The organism is Rhodococcus sp. 5G237, from assembly GCF_053764735.1.
In genome coordinates this window covers 188,305-206,139 of sequence record NZ_JBSNCD010000001.1, presented here as the reverse complement: position 1 = coordinate 206,139, position 17,835 = coordinate 188,305, and the positions used below count along the sequence as shown (strand labels likewise).

Below are 17,835 nucleotides of genomic sequence, written 5' to 3'. Positions count from 1 at the left end.
CGCGGTGTGATGTGCACCGCAAACCGTCACGCCGAGTCGTCGACCGCCGCTCCGGACGCGATCAGTTTCTCCGGATCCGTTACGCCCCAGGCTTCGAGGACTGCCCGGGTGTCCCGCCCCGGTGAGCCCGCCGGACGGACCGCGGACGGGCGGGTGCGGGAGAACCGCGGTGCCGGTGCACCTTGCACGACGCCGTCGATGTCCAGGTACACCTCCCGTGCGATGTTGTGCGGGTCGTGGGGTGCTTCGAGCAGGGACAACACCGGTGCACCGCATGCGTCGACGCTCTCGAAGACCTTCGTCCATTCGTCGCGGGTGCGTTCGGCGAAGCGCTTCGCGAAGGCTTCGCGGATTACCGGCCAGTTCGCACGGTCGGTGCGGTCGGGTAGCCCGGTGAGTTCGAGAGCGTCGAGAAGCTGCGCGTAGAACTGGGCTTCGACGGCGCCGACCGCGAACCAGCGTCCGTCGGAGGTTTCGTAGACGTCGTAGTAGGGAGCGCCGGAGTCGAGAGTGTTCACGCCTCGCTCGTCGCGCCAGTAGTCGTCGGCGATGAAGCCGTACTGCATCGCCATCAGCGCTGCGACTCCGTCGACGATCGCGGCGTCGACCACCTGTCCGAGGCCGGAGTTCGTTCGCTCGAACAGGGCGGTAACGACGCCGTACGCCAGCAGCATTCCGCCGCCGCCGAAGTCGCCGATGCTGTTGAGCGGGATCTGTGGTGGTCCATCTGCTCGGCCGACGGCGTGCAGTGCCCCGGTGCGTGCGATGTAGTCGATGTCGTGTCCGGCGGTGTGGGCCAGCGGTCCGCTCTGTCCCCACCCGGTCATCCGGCCGAAGATCAGCCGGGGGTTGCGGTCGAGGCAGACGTCCGGCCCGAAGCCCAGTCGTTCGGCCACTCCCGGCCGGTAGCCTTCGAGCAGGACATCGGCCCGATCGACGAGGTCGAGCAGGGCGGTCACGCCCTCCGGTTTCTTCAGGTCCAGCACGATGTGGCTGCGGTTGCGGTTGAGCACGTCGGTGTGCGGGCGGTGCGGTTGCCGGCCGGGCCGGTCCACGCGGACGACCTCGGCCCCGAGATCGGCGAGCATCATCGCTGCGAACGGGGCGGGTCCGAGACCGGCGAGTTCGACGACCCGCACGCCGCTGAGCGGACCGGCCATCACAGTGCTCCTGCCGTGGCGGTGGACATCTCGGTCAGTTCGGCAATCAACTGTCGCCGGACGACCTTGCCGGTCGGGGTCCGCGGCAGGTCGTCGACGAAGACGACGTCGTCCGGGGTGCGGGATCCGCGCACCTGCTTGCGCGCCCAGCTGCGCACCTCGTCGGCGCCGAGGTCGCTGCCGGGGGTGCGGATCACCGCGGCGACGATGCGTTCGCCCCACTCGTCGTCGGGCAGGCCCACCACGGCGACCTCGGAGACCTCCGGGTGCGTGAGGACGGCATCCTCGACTTCTGCGGGTGCGATGTTCTCGCCCCCGCGGATGATCGTGTCGTCGGCTCGTCCTTCGATGAACAGGTACCCGGCCTCGTCGAGGCGAGCCCGGTCGTTGGTGGGGAACCAGCCTTCGTCGTCGAGCACGGAGCCCTGTTCCAGGTAGTGACCGGACACCTGGGCACCGCGGACCCAGAGCAGACCGGTGTCGCCGGGGGCGGTGGCGTTTCCGTTCTCGTCCCGGATCAGGACTTCGATTCCGGGCACGGGACGTCCGACCGAGGTCAGCCGTGCCCGGGCGGACGGGTCGTCGTCGGCCATCGCGGCGCGGTGATCGTCGGGTCCGAGAAGCGCGATCGTCGAACTGGTTTCGGTCAGGCCGTAGGCGTTGACGAAACCGGTGTCGGGGAAGGCGGTCAATGCGCGCTCGAGGACGGGCAACGGCATCCGGGCCCCGCCGTAGGCGACGGAACGAAGGTCGGGGGTGTCGGCGGGGGCTCCGTCGAGGTGTTCGACGATGCGCGCGAGCATGGTCGGGACGACCATGGCGCTGGTGATCCGTTCGGTGCGGACCAGGTCGAGCCATCCGGCGGGGGAGAAGTCGGCCAGGTAGACCATGCGCCGGCCCGCATAGACGTTCGTGAGGATCGTTCCCATACCGGCGATGTGGTACGGGGGAGTGCTCACGAGGGCGGCGTCGGTCGCCTCGGCGCTGCCGAGATCGACGGTCTGCAGCACGTAGGAGACCAGGTTGGAGTGCTTGAGCAGCACGCCCTTGGGGGCCGAGGTGGTTCCGCTGGTGAAGAGGACGACGGCGACGGCATCCTCGTCGACCTCCGCGGGGGCGGCCGAAGGTTCGGTGGCGGCGAGCCGGGATTCGAACTCGTCGACGGACATCGCGGTGATGCCGCTCCCGGCGAAGGTGGGCAGATAGTCGTTGTCGGCGACGACCACGGGGCGTTCGAGGCGTCCGACCAGGGCGAGGAGCTGGTCGCCGGGGAGCCGGTAGTTGAGGGGGGCGATCGGTATTCCCGCCCAGGCGGCGGAGAAGGTCAGGACAGGCAGGATCGGCCCGTTGATCCCGAGGAAGACCACGGTGCCTGCATCGAGGTCGGTGAGCACGCGGCTGCCGTGCGCGGCTTTCTCGCCCAGTTCGAGGTAGGTGGTACCGCCGTACCACGAGCCGAGGGCGTTGCGGTCGGGATGGCTGGCGTTGGCCATGTCCAGGATCGTCGTCAGATTCATGCTCGGGCCTCCGGATGGGTCGGGTAAGGCGCATGGAGAAGAGGTTCTATCTAAACATAGACATGTTTGGAGGTTTTGTGTACGTTTGTTTCAGCCGTCGAGCGGGACGGCATGAATTTGCTTGTGGCGCTCAGCCACCCGTACCGATGAGGACCGCGCGCTATGGCCTGGGATTTCTCGACCGATCCGGATTTCGAAGAGAAGCTCGCTTGGATGCGAGAGTTCGTCGACAAGGAAATCCTTCCCCTCGAGACGCTCGGTGAGCGTTTCCGCGGCCGCGAAGGGCGAGCCGACTACCTCCGCCTGATCCAGCCGCTCAAGCAGCAGGTCAAGGATCAGGGCCTGTTCGCCGCCCACCTGCCGCCGTCGCTGGGCGGTGCCGGCTTCGGCCAGGTCAAACTCGGCCTCATGCACGAGATCCTCGGCCGGTCCCACCTCGCTCCGCACATCTTCGGCAACAACGCCCCCGACTCCGGAAACACGGAACTGCTGGCCCTCGGAGCCACCGAACAGCAGCGCAAGGACTACCTCGAGCCCCTGCTGGCCGGCGAGCTGACCTCCTGCTACTCGATGACCGAACCCGGAGCCGGCGCCGACCCCAAACTGATGGCGGCCACCGCCCACCTCGACGGCGACGAGTGGGTGATCAACGGCCACAAGTGGTTCATCACCAATGCGGCGCTGGCGGACTTCCACATCGTGATGGTCCGGACCGAGTTCGGCGAGGACATCCGTCCGCACAAGGCATTCTCGATGATCCTGGTGCCCGCGGGCACGGCAGGCGTGGACGTCGTCCGCAACATCCCGACCATGGCCGAGCCGGACGTCCGCGACGACGACTACGGCGGACACGCCGAGGTGATCTACCGCGACGTCCGAGTGCCCCGCGAAAACCTGATCGGTGAACGCGGTGGCGGATTCGCCCTGGCCCAGGGCCGCCTCGGACCCGGCCGGATCCACCACGCGATGCGCTGGCTGGGCCAGAGCCAGCGGGCCTTCGACATGCTGTGCGAGCGTGCGGTGAGCCGCACGGCCCACGGCTCGCTGCTCGGCGACAAACAGATGATCCAGGACTGGGTCGCAGAATCGTATGCGGCGATGCAGGCGGCGCGTCTGCTCACCCTGCAGGCGGCCTGGCGGATGGATCGCCTCCACGACGAGGGCCGGCCCTACAGCGATGCCCGCCTCGACATCGGATTGATCAAGTTCTGGGGCGGCCGGGTGCTCTACGACGTCCTCGACCGGGCGATCCAGATCCACGGCGCTCTGGGCTACTCGTCCGACCTGCCCCTCGAATACATGTACCGCCGCGCCCGCGCAGCCCGCCTGTACGACGGCCCGGACGAGGTGCACAAGGTCACCGTGGCCCGGCTGCTGATGCGCGAGTACGAGCCGCGCGAGGTTCCCAGCGAGCACGTGCCCACCCGCCGTGCCGACGCCGAGAAGAATTTCACGGACCTCCTGGAACAGGTCGCGCTCAACGCGTGAGACGTTGGGTGGGCACCCAGGAAATTCGAGGCGAGGAGTGGACCCATGAAACACGCGACCGGAGTCGAAGGTGAGCGCGTGCAGCGGGGCAACCGGACGTTGCTCAAGCCGCTGCCGCCTCGCATGCGTCCGCTCAAACTCGCCGAGGTGCTCGCCCGCGAGATCGTCGAGGCGATGATCGAGGACGGCGTCGAGCCGGGAGATGTGCTGCCCTCCGAGGTCACGATGATGGCGAACTACGGCGTCGCCCGGACCACCCTGCGCGAAGCGCTGAGGCTGCTCGAGGCGCAGGGACTCGTGGTCGTGAAGCAGGGCCGGGGCGGCGGGCCGGTGATGGCCGCGGTAGACGCCTCGGACCTGGGCCGCACGTCGGCACTGTATTACCGGCTTGCCGGGGCGACCTACCGCGAACTCGCCGAGTCGAAGGTCGCCCTGGAACCGTGGCTCGCCGACCTCGCCGCCCGACGCTCCGATCCCGAGCAGGCGCGAAACCAGCTCTTCGCCACCTTCGGTGAGGGTGAGGCCGAGATCGACGACGCCGTTCGGCCCCGCGGAATCTGGCGCGCCACACCTCAGTTCCACGAGACGGTCTACGCGCTGAGCGGCAACCTCGTGCTCAGCACGTCGGCAAGTGCCATGTCGGCGATCTTCCGGGAACAGGTGCTCGCGGCGATCGACCTGTCTCCGAAACACGACGACTTCTTCGATGCGCACCGTCAGATCGCGGCGGCGATCATCGAGGGCCGTCCCGAGGACGCTCATCGGTTGTCGCACGAGCACCAACAGGACATCAACGACTACTGCGAGGAGCGGATCCCCGAACTCCTCGACCGGGTCATCGAATGGCGCTGACCGCACCGTTGCGGCGGGCAGCGAGGTGAAAGGACTGGAGTGGATACGGAACTCGACCTGGCGATGCTGGTGCTGCGGATCGCGTTGGGCGGCATGCTCATCGTGCACGGCGCCAACAAGATCTTCGGTAGCGGAGGGCTGACCGGCACGGCGGGATGGTTCGAATCCCTCGGCCTGCGTCCGGGTCGCCTGCACGCCGCGCTCGCCGCCTACACCGAGATCGGCGCGGGCGCACTGCTTCTGCTCGGACTCCTCACACCGGTCGCGTCGGCCGCATTCATCGGCCTGATGCTGGTCGCGGCGCTCACCGACCATCGTGGCAAGGGTTATTTCGTCTTCAAGGGCGGCTGGGAGTACACCCTGCTGGTGGGCATGGTGGCCGTCGTGCCGGCGCTCGTCGGTCCGGGTCGTTGGTCGCTCGATCACGCGATCGGATTCGAGTTCTTCGGACTCGGTTGGGCCGGTCTCTCGGTTGCGGTGGGGGTGCTCGCGGCAGCGGGACTGATGGCCGTGTTCTACAGGCCGCGGGCCACGGTGTCCTGACAGTTCGATCCGGCACCGCAGGACCGGCGATTCGCGGCGCCTCGACGAGAAGAAAGGTTTTGAGCGACAGGGCCGTTCGGAGAACGTCTGTACGGCCTCCCGGAAATGCGGCACGGTGCCGTCGTGCCGCGACGAGGACCACACGGAAGGCACGCTATGACTGCGCAACTCGAAACCGGAATTCAGCGGGGTTTCCGCGAGGCGATGGCCTCGGTGGCAACACCGGTGTCGGTGGTGACCACCACATGGGAGGACGAGCACTACGGAGCGACCGTGAGTGCGTTCTCGTCGCTCTCGATGGACCCTCCCATGGTCCTGGTCTCCCTCGACCACCGCTCGACCCTGCTCACCGCGATCCGGTCCGCGAACCGGTTCGGTGTCAACATTCTCTCGGCCGCCCAGGCCCCGACCGCTCTGCGGTTCGCATCCAGTCGTGGTGTCGGAAAGTTCGACGGCATCGGCTGGCAGGCGGACTCCGGTCTTCCTCGGCTCGAGGGCTCGGTCGGGTGGCTGGCCTGCGATGTCGTCGATCTGGTGGAAGGTGGCGACCACATCATCGCTCTCGGGCGAGTGGTGTCGGTCCAGACCTGCGAGGGGTCCCCGTTGGTCTATCACCGTCGGGTTTTCGGCACCCATGCGTCGCTGGAATCATGACAAATTTTCCGGACGACAAAAGTTTCCGGCCGCAATAGTTGTCAATGAGAATGAATTGTGGTGTGCTTCTCATATGACCTCAGTCACAACCCGCGAGATTCGTGCCCGCGAGGCAGCAGTAGCAGGAGTGCTCGATGCATGGGTGCGCGCCGCTCGCGCCTTCGCGGCTGCCGGCGTGTATCCCGTGGATACGGGGATTCCGGGCGTTCGTCTCGAGCGCCCTGCCTACACCATGCTCCGAGAGCTGGACCAGCACGGACCGCGTCGCCTCGGAGATCTGGCCCTGGCCAGCAATCTCGGTGTCTCGCACGCCAGTCGGCTCGTCGAGGGCCTCGTTCGTGACGGGCTGGTCGAACGCACCGTCCCGGCCGACGATCGCCGCGTGACGATTCTGGCGGCCACCCCTTCGGGTAAACAGGCCGCGCGCCGGATCGAACAACAGTTTCACGGCTTGATCACTGCTCGGCTGGGGGACTTCCTCGATCAGGAGGTTCTCGACTTCGCGATGTTGTTCCAGCGCTTCGCCGACGAACTCGTCGAATGGTCCGACGCGATGACGCGAGGTGGATAGCCCATATCGTGCGCTGCGGTCGAATCGGCCGCATAAGAGACCGGGTGACGTCGGAGGCGGCGCCCCGACCCTGCGTGATCTCCGAAAGTCCTGGTAGTCAACGTTTTTCATCCGAAATCGACTTGACGCAGATCACATTCCGAATATTCTATGCATAGATCAAAGCAATGATGATGTTTGTCTAGGAGTGGCCATGACCGTCCTGCAGAACACCCCCGAAGACTTCGAGATCGAGACCGCTCCACGCCGCGGGAGCGGGCACCGCTCGGTGCTCGGACGCGCGGCGGTGGTGATCGATGCATTCGACGACGGCCGCGCGCTCTCCCTCGACGACCTGACCGTGCGCACCGGCCTGCCGCGCTCCACCGTCTATCGACTCGCCGAGCAACTGCGCGAGGTCGGATGGATCGAGCGAGTAGCCGCCGGATATCGAATCGGATTGCGCCTCTTCGAGGTCGGCGGTCTGGCCGCCGATGCCTCCCGACTGCGCGCCCAGGCCGGAACCTGGCTCTTCCAGGCACAGCAGCAGTGTGCGCAAACCGTGCATCTGGGCATCCTGGACGGCGACGAGGTCGTCTACATCGACAAGGTGGGCCCCGCTCGGAGCGAGGTTCCGACCCGCATCGGCGGCCGGTTGCCCGCCCACCGCACGGCCATCGGGCGCGCCCTCCTCTCGGCACAGCCGGAAAGCGCCTGGAAGCGAATCCTCGTCGATATCGCGACCATTCCCACCCGCCCCGGTGCGCCGAGCCTGACATCGATCCTGGAGACCGCGCGGCGCACCGGCATCGCAACCGACTTCGGTGATTCCATCAGCGGACTGTCGTGTGTCGCCGCGCCGATCCTCTCCTCGTCGGGCGTCGTCGGTGCCGTGTCGATCACCGGGCCGGCCACCACCAATCGCGCGACACTCCAAGCACATGCACGCGTGGTCAAGCAGACGGCAGAAGCCATCGCCACACGCTTGGTTCCTGCTGCCCCGAAGGGGCGCGGCGGCGTCCGCCGAGCAGGAGATCTGCACGAGCAGACTCATGCGAAGTTGGCCGATTACATGCGTGCGTTGTGAGCCCGTCTCTCGGAGACATCGGAAATCGTTGTCTCACGACCACCGGGTTCGTCGTCGAATGACGCTCCCGACAAGTTCGACAACTGTTTCTCCCCCTCGATCGGAGGTTGCCACCATGGCCTGTCCTTCCCAACCTGTCCGCACCGGCCTGGACCCCCAGCTGGCCGCGGCTTTCAGCGGGCACCCTCACCTGCTCGAAGACTGCCGTATCGAGATCAACGAAGATCAGATGTGGGTCCTGTTCCCCGAGTCCGACTTCGTCGTGCGAACTCGGCCGGTGGAAGGCTCCGATCATGCCGTCCGGTTGAAGTTCTCGGTTGCCGTACGTGCTCCCGAACCTTCGCTGGAGACATGGTGGGACAAATGGTCGGTAACGACCGACCGCGACAATCAGGTCGCGGTGGTCCGGCGCGAGATCCTTGCCGGCCGACGGGAGATCCTGCAGATGCTCGAGGACCGTTTCGACGTTCGCTCGTCCGTAGCCGATTCGGTGAGCATAGGCGACTGACTGTTCCCCCGGGTGGCAGGTGATCCGGCCACCCGGGGAGAATCGATCAGACGTGATGGCACGCTACGTAGTGCCCCTCGTTCACCTCGCGGAGGAGCGGCTCCTCCGCGGCACAGCGCTCGGTCGCCAGCGGACAACGCGTGCGGAAGCGGCAGCCGGACGGCGGATCCAGCGGCGACGGAAGGTCACCTTCGATCACCGGCGTGGCCTCGGTCTCCTCACGATGGATATCCGGATCCGGAATGGAAGCCAGCAGCAGACGCGTATATGGATGCCGCGCTTGATGTTCCATGTTCCGGCTGGGTGCGATCTCGCACACCTTGCCCAGATACATCACCATGACCCGGTCGCTGATGTTCTTGACCACGGCCATGTTGTGGGCGATGAAGATCATCGTCAGGTCGAACTCGGCCTTCGTCTGCTCGAGCAGATTGAGGATCTGCGCCTGCACCGAGACATCGAGACTCGACACCGGCTCGTCGCAGATGAGCAACTTCGGCTCGAGCATCATCGCTCGCGCGATACACACCCGCTGGCACTGACCACCCGACAACTCTCCGGGCAGTCGCTCCCACACCATGTCCGGATCGAGACCGACCGCCCAGAGCAGCTCCCGACCACGCTTCTCGAGTGCTTCCTTGTCCTGCCGGCCCCACATGCGAGGCCCCTCGGTCACCAGATGCTTGACCTTGCGGCGCGGATTCAGCGACGAAATGGGATCCTGCATGATCATCTGCATCTTCGCGCGGATCCGGCGCAGCGCAGAGGCACTGAGCGAAGACAACTCCGTCCCATCGATCCGGACATTGCCGGACTTCGGAGCCGGTAGCTGCATCACGGCCCGACCTGCCGTCGACTTCCCGCACCCGGATTCGCCGACGATCCCGAGGGTTTCCCCCGGCAGGAGATCGAAGCTGATGTCCGAGACCGCGTAGACCGTCTGATGACGGCCGGCCGGGAATTCGACGACCAGATTCTCGACGGAGAGGACGGGCTCGTCGTTCGTGCGCAGGTGCGCGACTCCACTACCTGCCATCAGATTGCCTCCATTTCCAGCACGCGATCATCGAGTGTTTCCAGGCGGGGCATACCGAGATCGGTTGCAGGTCGACCGTCCAAAGGAAAATGACAGGCCACCTCGTGGGGATGGGGGGCTCCGACGGTATCCGAGGACGGAACGAGATGGGGGACCGTCTCCCGGCACTGTTGCCGGCTGTACTTGCACCGCGACGCGAACGCACAACCCTGGGGCGGGGCGGTCATGTCGGGCAGTCCGCCCTCGATCGATTCGAGCCGGGTATGCGGGTCCTGCTCGATGCGGGGGACCGCGGCGAGCAGTGCCTCGGTGTACGGGTGCCGGGGCGAGGTGAACAACTGCCGCGTGGGCGCGGTCTCGACGATCCGGCCCGCGTACATCACCGCAACCCGATCGGTCTGCCCTGCCACGACTCCGAGGTCGTGGCTGATGAGGATCCCCGCCATACCGGTCTCGGTGCGGAGTGCATCGAGCAGCTCGAGGATCTGTTTCTGGACCGTCACGTCGAGTGCGGTGGTGGGTTCGTCGGCGATGACCAACTTGGGATCGCAGGCCAGGGCCATCGCGATCACGACACGCTGACGCATACCACCGGACAGTTCGTGGGGGTATTGGTCGATGCGCCGGGTCGGCTCGGGAATGCGGACCTTGCGCAGCATCTCGATGGCCCGTTCACGCGCCTGGGCCTTGTCCAGCCCCAGGTGGGCGCGCAGGGATTCGGTGATGTGCGTGCCGATCTTCTTGAACGGGTTGAGGGCGGACATCGGGTCCTGGAAGACCATCGCGACGTCCTTGCCCCACACCTGCTGCTGTTCCTTGCGGGTCAGCTTCTGCATGTCCCGGCCCTCGAAGAGCACGGTGCCGGTCACGGTGGTCTTCCCGCCGTGCGAGACGAGCCCCATGATCGTCTGGCCCAGAACGGATTTTCCGGAGCCCGATTCACCGACCAACCCCAAGGTCTCACCCGGTTCCAGACTGAGCGACACGTTCTCGACGGCTCTGAGCCGGCCTCGCTTGGTACGGAACCGTGTGGATACCTCGCTCACCGTCAACAGTGGTTCGTTGCGGGTCACAGTTTCACCTCCCGAGTACCGCCGGTGCGCTTCTGCGCCTTCTCACCGACGAGGTTGAACGAGAACACGGTCAGGAACAGGAACAATCCGGGCACCCAGACGATGTGCGGATACTGCTCGAATACGGTGCCCTGACCTTCGGCGATCATGTTTCCCCAGGTGGGGGTGGGGGGCTGGATGCCCAGGCCGAGGAAGCTCAGCGAGGCTTCCGCGACGATCATCGCGGAGATCAGGACCATGCCCATCGAAGCCAGCGGAAGGACGACGTTGGGGGCGATCTCTCGGACCATCACCCGCAACCGGGTGGCACCCATCGCGCGTGCTGCCAGAACGAACTCTCGTTGCGAGAACACCAGCGTATTGGCTCGTGCAATGCGGGCCATGCTGGGAATCGCGAGGATGGCGAGCGCGAACGAGATGTTGCGCAGGTTCGTCTCGAGGACCGACGCGAGGGCGATGAGCAGGATCAACGAGGGAACCGCGAGGAGCGAGTTGGTGAGCACACCGACGATCCGATCGATCCACCCACCGAAGTACCCGGCGAGCACACCGATCGCGCCGCCGACGATCATGCCGATCAGCACCGCGGAGATGGCGACCACCAGCGAGTACCGGGCCCCGTAGACCGATCGGGCCAACAGGTCGAGACCGAAATTGTTGGTGCCCAGCGGGTGGTCGGAGAACAGGCTCGGCTGCGCGTAGCTCGGCGAGGTCAGCGTCTTGGCGGTGTCCTCGTGTTCGGCCAGGGGCAGGAGCGGGGCCAGCAGCGCGGCTGCGGCCAACACGGCCAGCCAGGTGCAGGACAGGATGAAGGTGAGATCGAAGTCGGGGCCGAAGCGTGCCAGTCCCAGCCGTCGCACGCCCGTGTACAGCAACACGAGGGCGGCCAGGAAGATCAGCACGCGAACCGGGACGATGAGCAACGGCGCCGCGGCGAGGCCCGCAGCGAGCGCGCCCACGACCGTCAGGACCGCGCCGACACGATAGAGCCGGCGCAGTTCCTCTCGGTCGGTCGGGTTCACTGCGGTCTCCGGCGTCGTCTCCTCGGCGAGGGGACCGGTGTCCGTCGGGTTCTCGATGATGGTCGTCTCAGACATGGGCACGCCGACTCCTTGGGTCGAGGTATCCGTAGGAGAGGTCGATGACCGCGTTCGCGATGACGTAGATCGCCGCGATCACGAGGACGGCTCCCTGCACCATCGGAATGTCACCCTGCTGCGCCGCCCGGACGATGAGCGAGCCCATCCCCGGCAGGGAGAACAGGGTCTCGACGATCACGGTGCTGCCGATCATCGAGCCGATCACGACGCCGATCATGGTGATGAGGGAGAAGGACGACGGCCGCAGAGCATCGCTGAAGAGCAGCCGGGCGTTCGACATCCCCTTCGCCTTCGCCACGAGGATGAAGTTCTCCTTGAGCGTGGTCACGAGGTCGCTGCGGAGGATACGGGTGAACATCGCCAGTTCGAGCAGGCTGATGGTCAGGGCCGGCAGGAAGGCGTGGTACAGATTCTGGCCGAGGTCCTCGGAGATGCGCACCCACTGCGAACGTGGGAACCAGCCCAGATAGTTGACCATCACCATGATGAGCAGGAGCCCCGCGAGAAAGCTGGGGACCGACAGGATGCCGAACGTGCCGGCGCTGATCATGCGGTCGATCCAGCCGCCCTGGTGCCGGGCAGAGTACATCGCGAGCGGAATCGACACCGCGATGGCGATGACGAGGCCCATCAGAGCCAGCTGGAAGCTGACCGGCAGTGCCAGGCCGATGCTCTCGGTGACCTCACCCTGAGGCGGGACCATCGACTGCCCCAGGTCGCCCTGCAGCGCCCCGGACAGCCAGCCCCAGTACCTCGTCAGGAAGGGGTCGTCGAGACCCATCTCCGCGCGAACCCGGGCGTACTCCTCCGGGGCACGCCCTTCGCCGAGAACAGCAACCGATGGGTCGCCGGGGATGAGCGAGACGAGGGCGAACGTGCCGAGACTGACGATGAAGAGCACGACGACCAGTTCGATCACCTTGTCGATCACTGTTCGTGCCACCGCGTCACCGCCTCCTTCCTATTTTCGTGAACGATCGATCTCCGACGTGGCCGGACCTGTGCCGGAAGACGATGACGGAAGCGAACTGCACCGGACCGTGTCCTGCCGGGGTGATGAAGAGCATCTTCGGCGGATCACATACTCACCCTCCTGGGATGCGCATCGATGCGGGATCGAGGGAGAGCGGCTCGCGAACCGATTGCCGGCCACCACCCGACCGGGTGCGACTCGAATGTAGCCTCCGCCACATCCGAAGCCGTGAGCGCTGGTCCCATTGAATGGCATCGAGTTGCCGGTGTGACAGAACGGCGTCGTGAGACCGCCTGCCGATGGCGGGAATGGACCCGTCGGTCTGTATCTGCGGCGTAGAGAAGCGAGCTCCTCGCGGCTCCGCGCCGGCCGAATCGCGAGGCGACCTCCCTGCCGCCGGACCCGAGGGCCTGGTGTCGACGGGTATGGCCGATTCTCGAACGAATGGCCCAAGCGCGAACCGCCGAACGGTGAAACCGCTGATCAAAGGCTCGATCATCGGCCATTCGGCACACCGGCAGGGCAGTGTTCGGGAGCTGCGCCGTCCGGTGTCCCGGCCGGCCTCGGGCTCGCCGAGCGCGCGCGTCCGATAGCGCGGCACCGAGGGGCGAGGCTACGGGTGTGGATGTCGCGCCGGGCACCGGAGCTGTTCCGGGTCTCTCCGACGGCTCTGCCGCAGGGGCTCCCGGAGGTCCCCGAACCGGGATATCGGGTCTTGTCCGAGGGGGCGATGCTGCGGTACGGATTGGCGAGATCACGGGCGTAACCACACGCGTGGCCGAAACATACGGGCCGTCCCCCTACGGTCGGTAGGGAGACGCACGTTGCAACCTCGGCCGTAATGTGCGGTCCGTCAACGGCATTCCGTACATCGGAAAAACGCTTTTTTATCGAAAGATCTTGTGGCACAGCTGAGATGCAGCATACAGTCCGCAACGCAGCGGGTCGGGCGACGCCGTCGGTGTGGGGACCGATCCTCTCTCTAGGAGGTTGTTCATGAGCAGGTTCTCGAGAAGGTTCGGTCGAATACTGGCGACGGTTGCGGTCGGTGCCGTGGCGCTCACCGGGTGCGCGAGCAACGGCGGATCGGACGAAGCGTCGGCAAGTTCCTCATCGGAAAGGGAGGTGGTCCACGGCGTCATCGGCGACCAGGGTGACGGCGGGCCGCCGGTGAAGGGCGGAACACTCACCTTCGCGTCGCTCGCGCCGGTGACCAACCTCGATCCGACGCTGACCCAGGCCACCGGCCCGACCGGCGGAACCGAGATGGCCGCCGTCTACGACGTCCTGATGCGGTACGACATCGAATCGGAACAGTTCGAGCCGCACCTCGCCGAGTCGATGGAAGAAAGCGACGATCGACTGACATGGACGATGACGCTGCGTGAAGGCGTCACGTTCAGCGACGGAACCCCGCTCGATGCCGCCGCGGTCGTCGCCAGCATCGACCGCTACAACACCCGGCGCGGTGCGCACTCACAGCTCTACCAGGAGATCGTGACGAGTACGACCGCTGCGGATCCGTCGACCGTGGTGTTCAGCCTGAACCGCCCATGGTCCACCTTCCCGGCCCTGCTGTCGTACGGCCACGGGATGGTCGTCGCGCCGTCGTCCCAGCAGGGCGACACGTTCACCCCCATCGGTGCCGGGCCGTTCACGGTGGTCGGCCTGCAACCACAGCAGGAACTGCAACTGAAGGCACGACCCGACTACTGGGGCGGAGAGCCGAACCTCGACGGCCTGAAGTTCGTCGCCATCGCCGGCGACCAGCCCAAGATCGAAGCGCTCCGGACCAACGGCATCAACATGGCCTACCTGGGCAACGCAGAGGCCGTCGAAGCAGCGATGGCGGAGTTCCCGGGATATGCCGAGCCGGTCAACCTCAAGCTTCTCGGCCAGATCAATGCCGCTCCGGGACGTCCGGGTGAGGACCCGCGCGTCCGTCAGGCCATCGCCTTCGCCGTCGATCCCGAGGTGATCGACCAACGAGTCCGCGAAGGCAAGGGCATGCCCGGAACCGACATGTTCCAGCCGTGGTCCACATGGCACGGCGACGTCGACGGCATCACCCCCTCTCCCGAGCGGGCCACCGAACTGTTGAACGAGGCGAAGGCCGACGGCTACGACGGCAAGATCACGTTCCTCAGCGTCAACAATCCCGACTCCCAGGAGCTGGCGCTGGCGGTGCAGGCCCAGCTCAATGCTGTCGGCTTCGATACCGCGGTCGAGTACGCCAGCAGCTCGACCGACCTGGTCAAGCGCCGTTTCGTGGACAAGGACTTCGATCTGAGCTTCGGTGGCTTCAGCATGTCGGACGTGGACCCGGAGATCCGGCTCTACGGTGCGCTCCACAGCGAATCGACCAACAACATCCTCGCGTACAACAGCCCGCAGATGGACGAACTGCTCAACGAGGTGCTGTCGGCTCCCGACGAGGAAACCAAGCGCACTGCCATCGGTAAGGTCCAGGAGCTCATGAACGTCGACCAGCCGATGCCGCTGTGGGGCGCGGGCATCAACTTCGTGGCCTGGACACCGAACGTGTACGGCGTCACCCCGTTGAACGACTCGATCATGTTGTTCGACAAGGCGTTCCTGAAGAACTGAACCCCGCCCGAGAGGGCCCCGAACCTGGCGACGAGGCAGTCCCGGTCACTTTCGTGGCCGGGACTGCCTCGTTCCGTCGAAATCCCCGAACTTCGATTTCACGAGATGGGACGGAGCTAGTGAAACCGCACCGTCGCCGCTGATACAACTCATGCATACCGATACACACCATCTCCACGAACCGAGAAAGGGGGACGAGATTCATGGTGGGACAACTCGATTCATCCGTGACACACTCGAACCCCTCGGGCCGCGGCTGGCCGCGCGTCGTCGACTTCTCCACCCACTTCAGTGGTCCGATGGCGAGCCGGGCACTGGTCCACTTCGGCGCCGACGTGGTCAAGGTCGAAAATCCGCGGGGCGGCGACGGCAACCGGCAGGTCGGCAATCCCTTCGCGGGAACATCCGACGTGCATCACGCACTCAACGCCGGCACGCGCAGCATCGCACTCGACCGGCGCTCCGCTACCTGGCCGACCGCCGTGGCGGCCCTGGCCCGGTGGGCCGACGTGGTGATCGTCGGTGCCCGACCCGAAGATGCCCGCAAGCGGGGCGTGGACGCCGAGACGCTGCTGGCTGCCAATCCCGACCTCGTGTACTGCTCTGTGACGGGATACGGCGACGACGGTCCCTGGGCCGCGATGCCGGCCCACGGCCTCCAGCCCGACGTCATGGCCGGACTGGTCGAGGTCGAATGGCACGACGGAATGCCCCGTGTGCCCGCGTCGTACCAGGCACACGGCACCGCTCTCGCAGGCATCTGGGCGGCCCTGGGCATCCAGGCAGCCCTGCTCCGGCGCCTACGTGGCGCATCCGGTCAGGTCGTCACCGTTTCCATCTGGGAGGCGGCGCTGTCCTGGATGTGGCGCGAGGCGCAGGCCGGCCTGAACGACCTGCCGTCGCGCCCCTCCTTCCAGGCGATGGGTTCGCGCTACCGGATGTACCCCTGTGGCGACGGACGGGTCCTGCTCATCTGCCCCATCGAACGCAAGTACTGGGAACGCTTCGTCGACATCGTGGGCCTGCCCGAGTCCTACCGGACCGTCGGTTCGTGGGAACGCGGAGCCGACTACGGTGCCGGTCGCGACGACGAAACAGCCGTGATCGCAGCTGCTCTGGGTGCCCGCTCCGCGCACGTCTGGGAGAAGATGTTCACCGAGGCGGGAGTTCCCGCCGCGATGGTCCGCACCGTCCGCGAAGCGGTCGCCACCGATCATGCTCATCATCTCGGAGTGAGCGTTCCGGTGTCGCTGCCCGACGCGACGTACACCGTTCCGTTGACTCCGGTGGCGGTCGTTCCCGTGGACGGCGATCATCCCGGAAGCGAGGAGATGGCCGTTCGCCGTCGACAGCGCGGAGCGGGCCTCACTGCGGCTCCGGAACTCGGAGCCGACACCGTCGATGTCCTCATCGACCTCGGACTACACGACCTGGCAACGGAACTCGCGGCCTCACATAGCTGACGAGCCAATCGGTTCCGCAATCAATGAAGGAAGAAGGAAGGTCAATGCGCAAATTGTTCAGCGTCGACGATCATATCGTCGAACCGCGCGACACCTGGACTTCGCGGGTACCCGCGCGGTTCAAGGACCGCGCCCCACGTGTTCTCGAGGACGAGAACGGTGCCGAGTACTGGATGTACGAGGACACTCGCCACACCTACCTGGGTCTCAACGCCGTTGCGGGCAAGCCGCAGGAGGAGTGGGGCCGGGAGCCGATGCGATTCGAGGACATGATCCCGGGTTGCTACGACGCGGCTGCTCGTAAGACGGACTTCGAGCGGGCCGGCATCATGTCGAGCCTGAGCTTCCCGACCCTTCCGCGCTTCGGTGGTGCCCTGTTCATCAACTTCCAGGACAAGGAACTCGCAGACTACTGCGTGAAGGCCTGGAACGACTTCATGTACGACTGGCACCTCGTCGCACCCGAGATGTATGTGCCGATGGCGATCATCCAGCTCTGGGACATCGAAGCTGCCGTCAAGGAGATCAAGCGCAACCTCGAGCGCGGCTTCCGGGCGATCACCATCCCCGAGGAGACCAGCAACCTCGGCCTGCCGTCCTACTACTCGGACTACTGGAACCCGATCTGGGAAATCTGCGAATCCGAAGGCATTCCCGTCTGCATGCACATCGCGTCCAGTGGCTGGAAGGCGTACCGCCCGCCGGAGTCCTCGGCGGCGCTCGAGATCGCACTGAGCATGACGCAGACCATCACCCACGCTGTCGGCATGATGTACGGCCCGGTGGCTCGTAAGTACCCGAAGATCAAGCTCGTGTACTCCGAGGGTGGAATCGGCTGGGTGCCGGTCACTCTCGAGCGTGCCGATCGCCAGTACGGTCTTCACAAGTACTGGGGCGACCTGGACCAGAGCCTGACGCCGTCGCAGATCTGCAAGCGCAACATGTGGTTCTGCATGATCGACGAGCCGTACGGCCTGGCCAACCGCCACGAGATCGGTCTCGACAAGATCTTCTGGGAGTGCGACTACCCGCACGCCAACTGCATCTGGGACGAAACTCAGCCGAAGGTGGAGGAACTCTTCGCGGACATCCCCGACGACGAAGCGGAGATGATCCTCTACAAGAACGCCGAGAAGATGTTCAACTGGAAGGTCCCGGAAATCCCGGAATGGGCTCGCGAAGCCCATATTCCGACCTTGGTTTCGAAGTAAGAGGGGAGTACTC

Annotated in this window: 16 protein-coding genes; 10 read left to right on the top strand and 6 right to left on the bottom strand. The window is 65.7% G+C overall.

What is annotated here, in order from left to right; translation table 11 throughout:
- Positions 1 to 26: 26 nt before the first annotated feature.
- Together ACWPOC_RS00950 and ACWPOC_RS00945 are read right to left on the bottom strand one after the other, a co-directional pair.
- Entirely contained in the window at positions 27 to 1,160 is a 1,134-nt protein-coding gene (locus tag ACWPOC_RS00950; protein ID WP_120280812.1) for a CaiB/BaiF CoA transferase family protein, read from the bottom strand.
- On the bottom strand, positions 1,160 to 2,677 hold the full coding sequence (locus tag ACWPOC_RS00945; RefSeq protein ID WP_120280811.1) for an ANL family adenylate-forming protein: 1,518 nt from the start codon (positions 2,675 to 2,677) through the stop codon (positions 1,160 to 1,162). The genes ACWPOC_RS00950 and ACWPOC_RS00945 overlap by 1 nt, the downstream gene beginning before the upstream one ends.
- 162 nt (positions 2,678 to 2,839) lie before the next feature.
- Between ACWPOC_RS00945 and ACWPOC_RS00940 the strand changes: the two genes are divergently transcribed.
- From ACWPOC_RS00940 to ACWPOC_RS00910, 7 genes are all read left to right on the top strand, one after another.
- Positions 2,840 to 4,165 (top strand): acyl-CoA dehydrogenase family protein, encoded by a 1,326-nt coding sequence (locus ACWPOC_RS00940; RefSeq protein WP_120280810.1) that lies wholly within the window; start codon positions 2,840 to 2,842, stop codon positions 4,163 to 4,165.
- A gap of 45 nt (positions 4,166 to 4,210) precedes the next feature.
- Positions 4,211 to 5,017: a FadR/GntR family transcriptional regulator gene (locus ACWPOC_RS00935; RefSeq protein WP_455407853.1), complete on the top strand. Its 807-nt coding sequence runs from the start codon at positions 4,211 to 4,213 to the stop codon at positions 5,015 to 5,017.
- 39 nt (positions 5,018 to 5,056) lie between these two features.
- Entirely contained in the window at positions 5,057 to 5,560 is a 504-nt protein-coding gene (locus tag ACWPOC_RS00930) for a DoxX family protein (RefSeq protein WP_225623674.1), read from the top strand.
- Between the two features lie 156 nt (positions 5,561 to 5,716).
- Positions 5,717 to 6,214 (top strand): flavin reductase family protein, encoded by a 498-nt coding sequence (locus ACWPOC_RS00925; RefSeq protein ID WP_120280808.1) that lies wholly within the window; start codon positions 5,717 to 5,719, stop codon positions 6,212 to 6,214.
- 73 nt (positions 6,215 to 6,287) lie between these two features.
- Positions 6,288 to 6,785 (top strand): MarR family transcriptional regulator, encoded by a 498-nt coding sequence (locus ACWPOC_RS00920; RefSeq protein WP_183070612.1) that lies wholly within the window; start codon positions 6,288 to 6,290, stop codon positions 6,783 to 6,785.
- Between the two features lie 193 nt (positions 6,786 to 6,978).
- The gene (locus ACWPOC_RS00915; protein ID WP_120280806.1) at positions 6,979 to 7,851 is read left to right on the top strand and encodes an IclR family transcriptional regulator; all 873 of its coding nucleotides are present in this window, start codon (positions 6,979 to 6,981) and stop codon (positions 7,849 to 7,851) included.
- A gap of 58 nt (positions 7,852 to 7,909) precedes the next feature.
- A complete protein-coding gene (locus ACWPOC_RS00910; protein WP_159417229.1) occupies positions 7,910 to 8,359 on the top strand; it encodes a hypothetical protein in 450 nt (149 codons plus the stop codon).
- A 46-nt stretch (positions 8,360 to 8,405) separates the two neighbouring features.
- Here ACWPOC_RS00910 and ACWPOC_RS00905 read toward each other — a convergent pair whose 3' ends face one another.
- The 4 genes from ACWPOC_RS00905 to ACWPOC_RS00890 are packed head-to-tail and all read right to left on the bottom strand — an operon-like array spanning position 8,406 to position 12,511.
- The gene (locus tag ACWPOC_RS00905; protein ID WP_120280804.1) at positions 8,406 to 9,395 is read right to left on the bottom strand and encodes an ABC transporter ATP-binding protein; all 990 of its coding nucleotides are present in this window, start codon (positions 9,393 to 9,395) and stop codon (positions 8,406 to 8,408) included.
- Positions 9,395 to 10,468, bottom strand: a complete 1,074-nt coding sequence (locus tag ACWPOC_RS00900) for an ABC transporter ATP-binding protein (protein ID WP_120280803.1) — start codon at positions 10,466 to 10,468, stop codon at positions 9,395 to 9,397. Before ACWPOC_RS00900 ends, ACWPOC_RS00905 begins: the two co-directional genes overlap by 1 nt.
- Positions 10,465 to 11,565 (bottom strand): ABC transporter permease, encoded by a 1,101-nt coding sequence (locus ACWPOC_RS00895; protein ID WP_455407852.1) that lies wholly within the window; start codon positions 11,563 to 11,565, stop codon positions 10,465 to 10,467. The genes ACWPOC_RS00900 and ACWPOC_RS00895 overlap by 4 nt, the downstream gene beginning before the upstream one ends.
- Positions 11,558 to 12,511 carry an ABC transporter permease gene (locus ACWPOC_RS00890; protein ID WP_120280801.1) on the bottom strand — a complete coding sequence of 318 codons (954 nt, stop codon included), beginning with the start codon at positions 12,509 to 12,511 and terminating at the stop codon, positions 11,558 to 11,560. Before ACWPOC_RS00890 ends, ACWPOC_RS00895 begins: the two co-directional genes overlap by 8 nt.
- A gap of 1,026 nt (positions 12,512 to 13,537) precedes the next feature.
- Between ACWPOC_RS00890 and ACWPOC_RS00885 the strand changes: the two genes are divergently transcribed.
- From ACWPOC_RS00885 to ACWPOC_RS00875, 3 genes are all read left to right on the top strand, one after another.
- Positions 13,538 to 15,148 carry an ABC transporter substrate-binding protein gene (locus tag ACWPOC_RS00885; RefSeq protein WP_455407851.1) on the top strand — a complete coding sequence of 537 codons (1,611 nt, stop codon included), beginning with the start codon at positions 13,538 to 13,540 and terminating at the stop codon, positions 15,146 to 15,148.
- Between the two features lie 227 nt (positions 15,149 to 15,375).
- A complete protein-coding gene (locus ACWPOC_RS00880; RefSeq protein WP_455407850.1) occupies positions 15,376 to 16,611 on the top strand; it encodes a CaiB/BaiF CoA transferase family protein in 1,236 nt (411 codons plus the stop codon).
- Between the two features lie 44 nt (positions 16,612 to 16,655).
- A complete protein-coding gene (locus tag ACWPOC_RS00875; protein ID WP_120280798.1) occupies positions 16,656 to 17,822 on the top strand; it encodes an amidohydrolase family protein in 1,167 nt (388 codons plus the stop codon).
- Positions 17,823 to 17,835 lie beyond the last annotated feature (13 nt).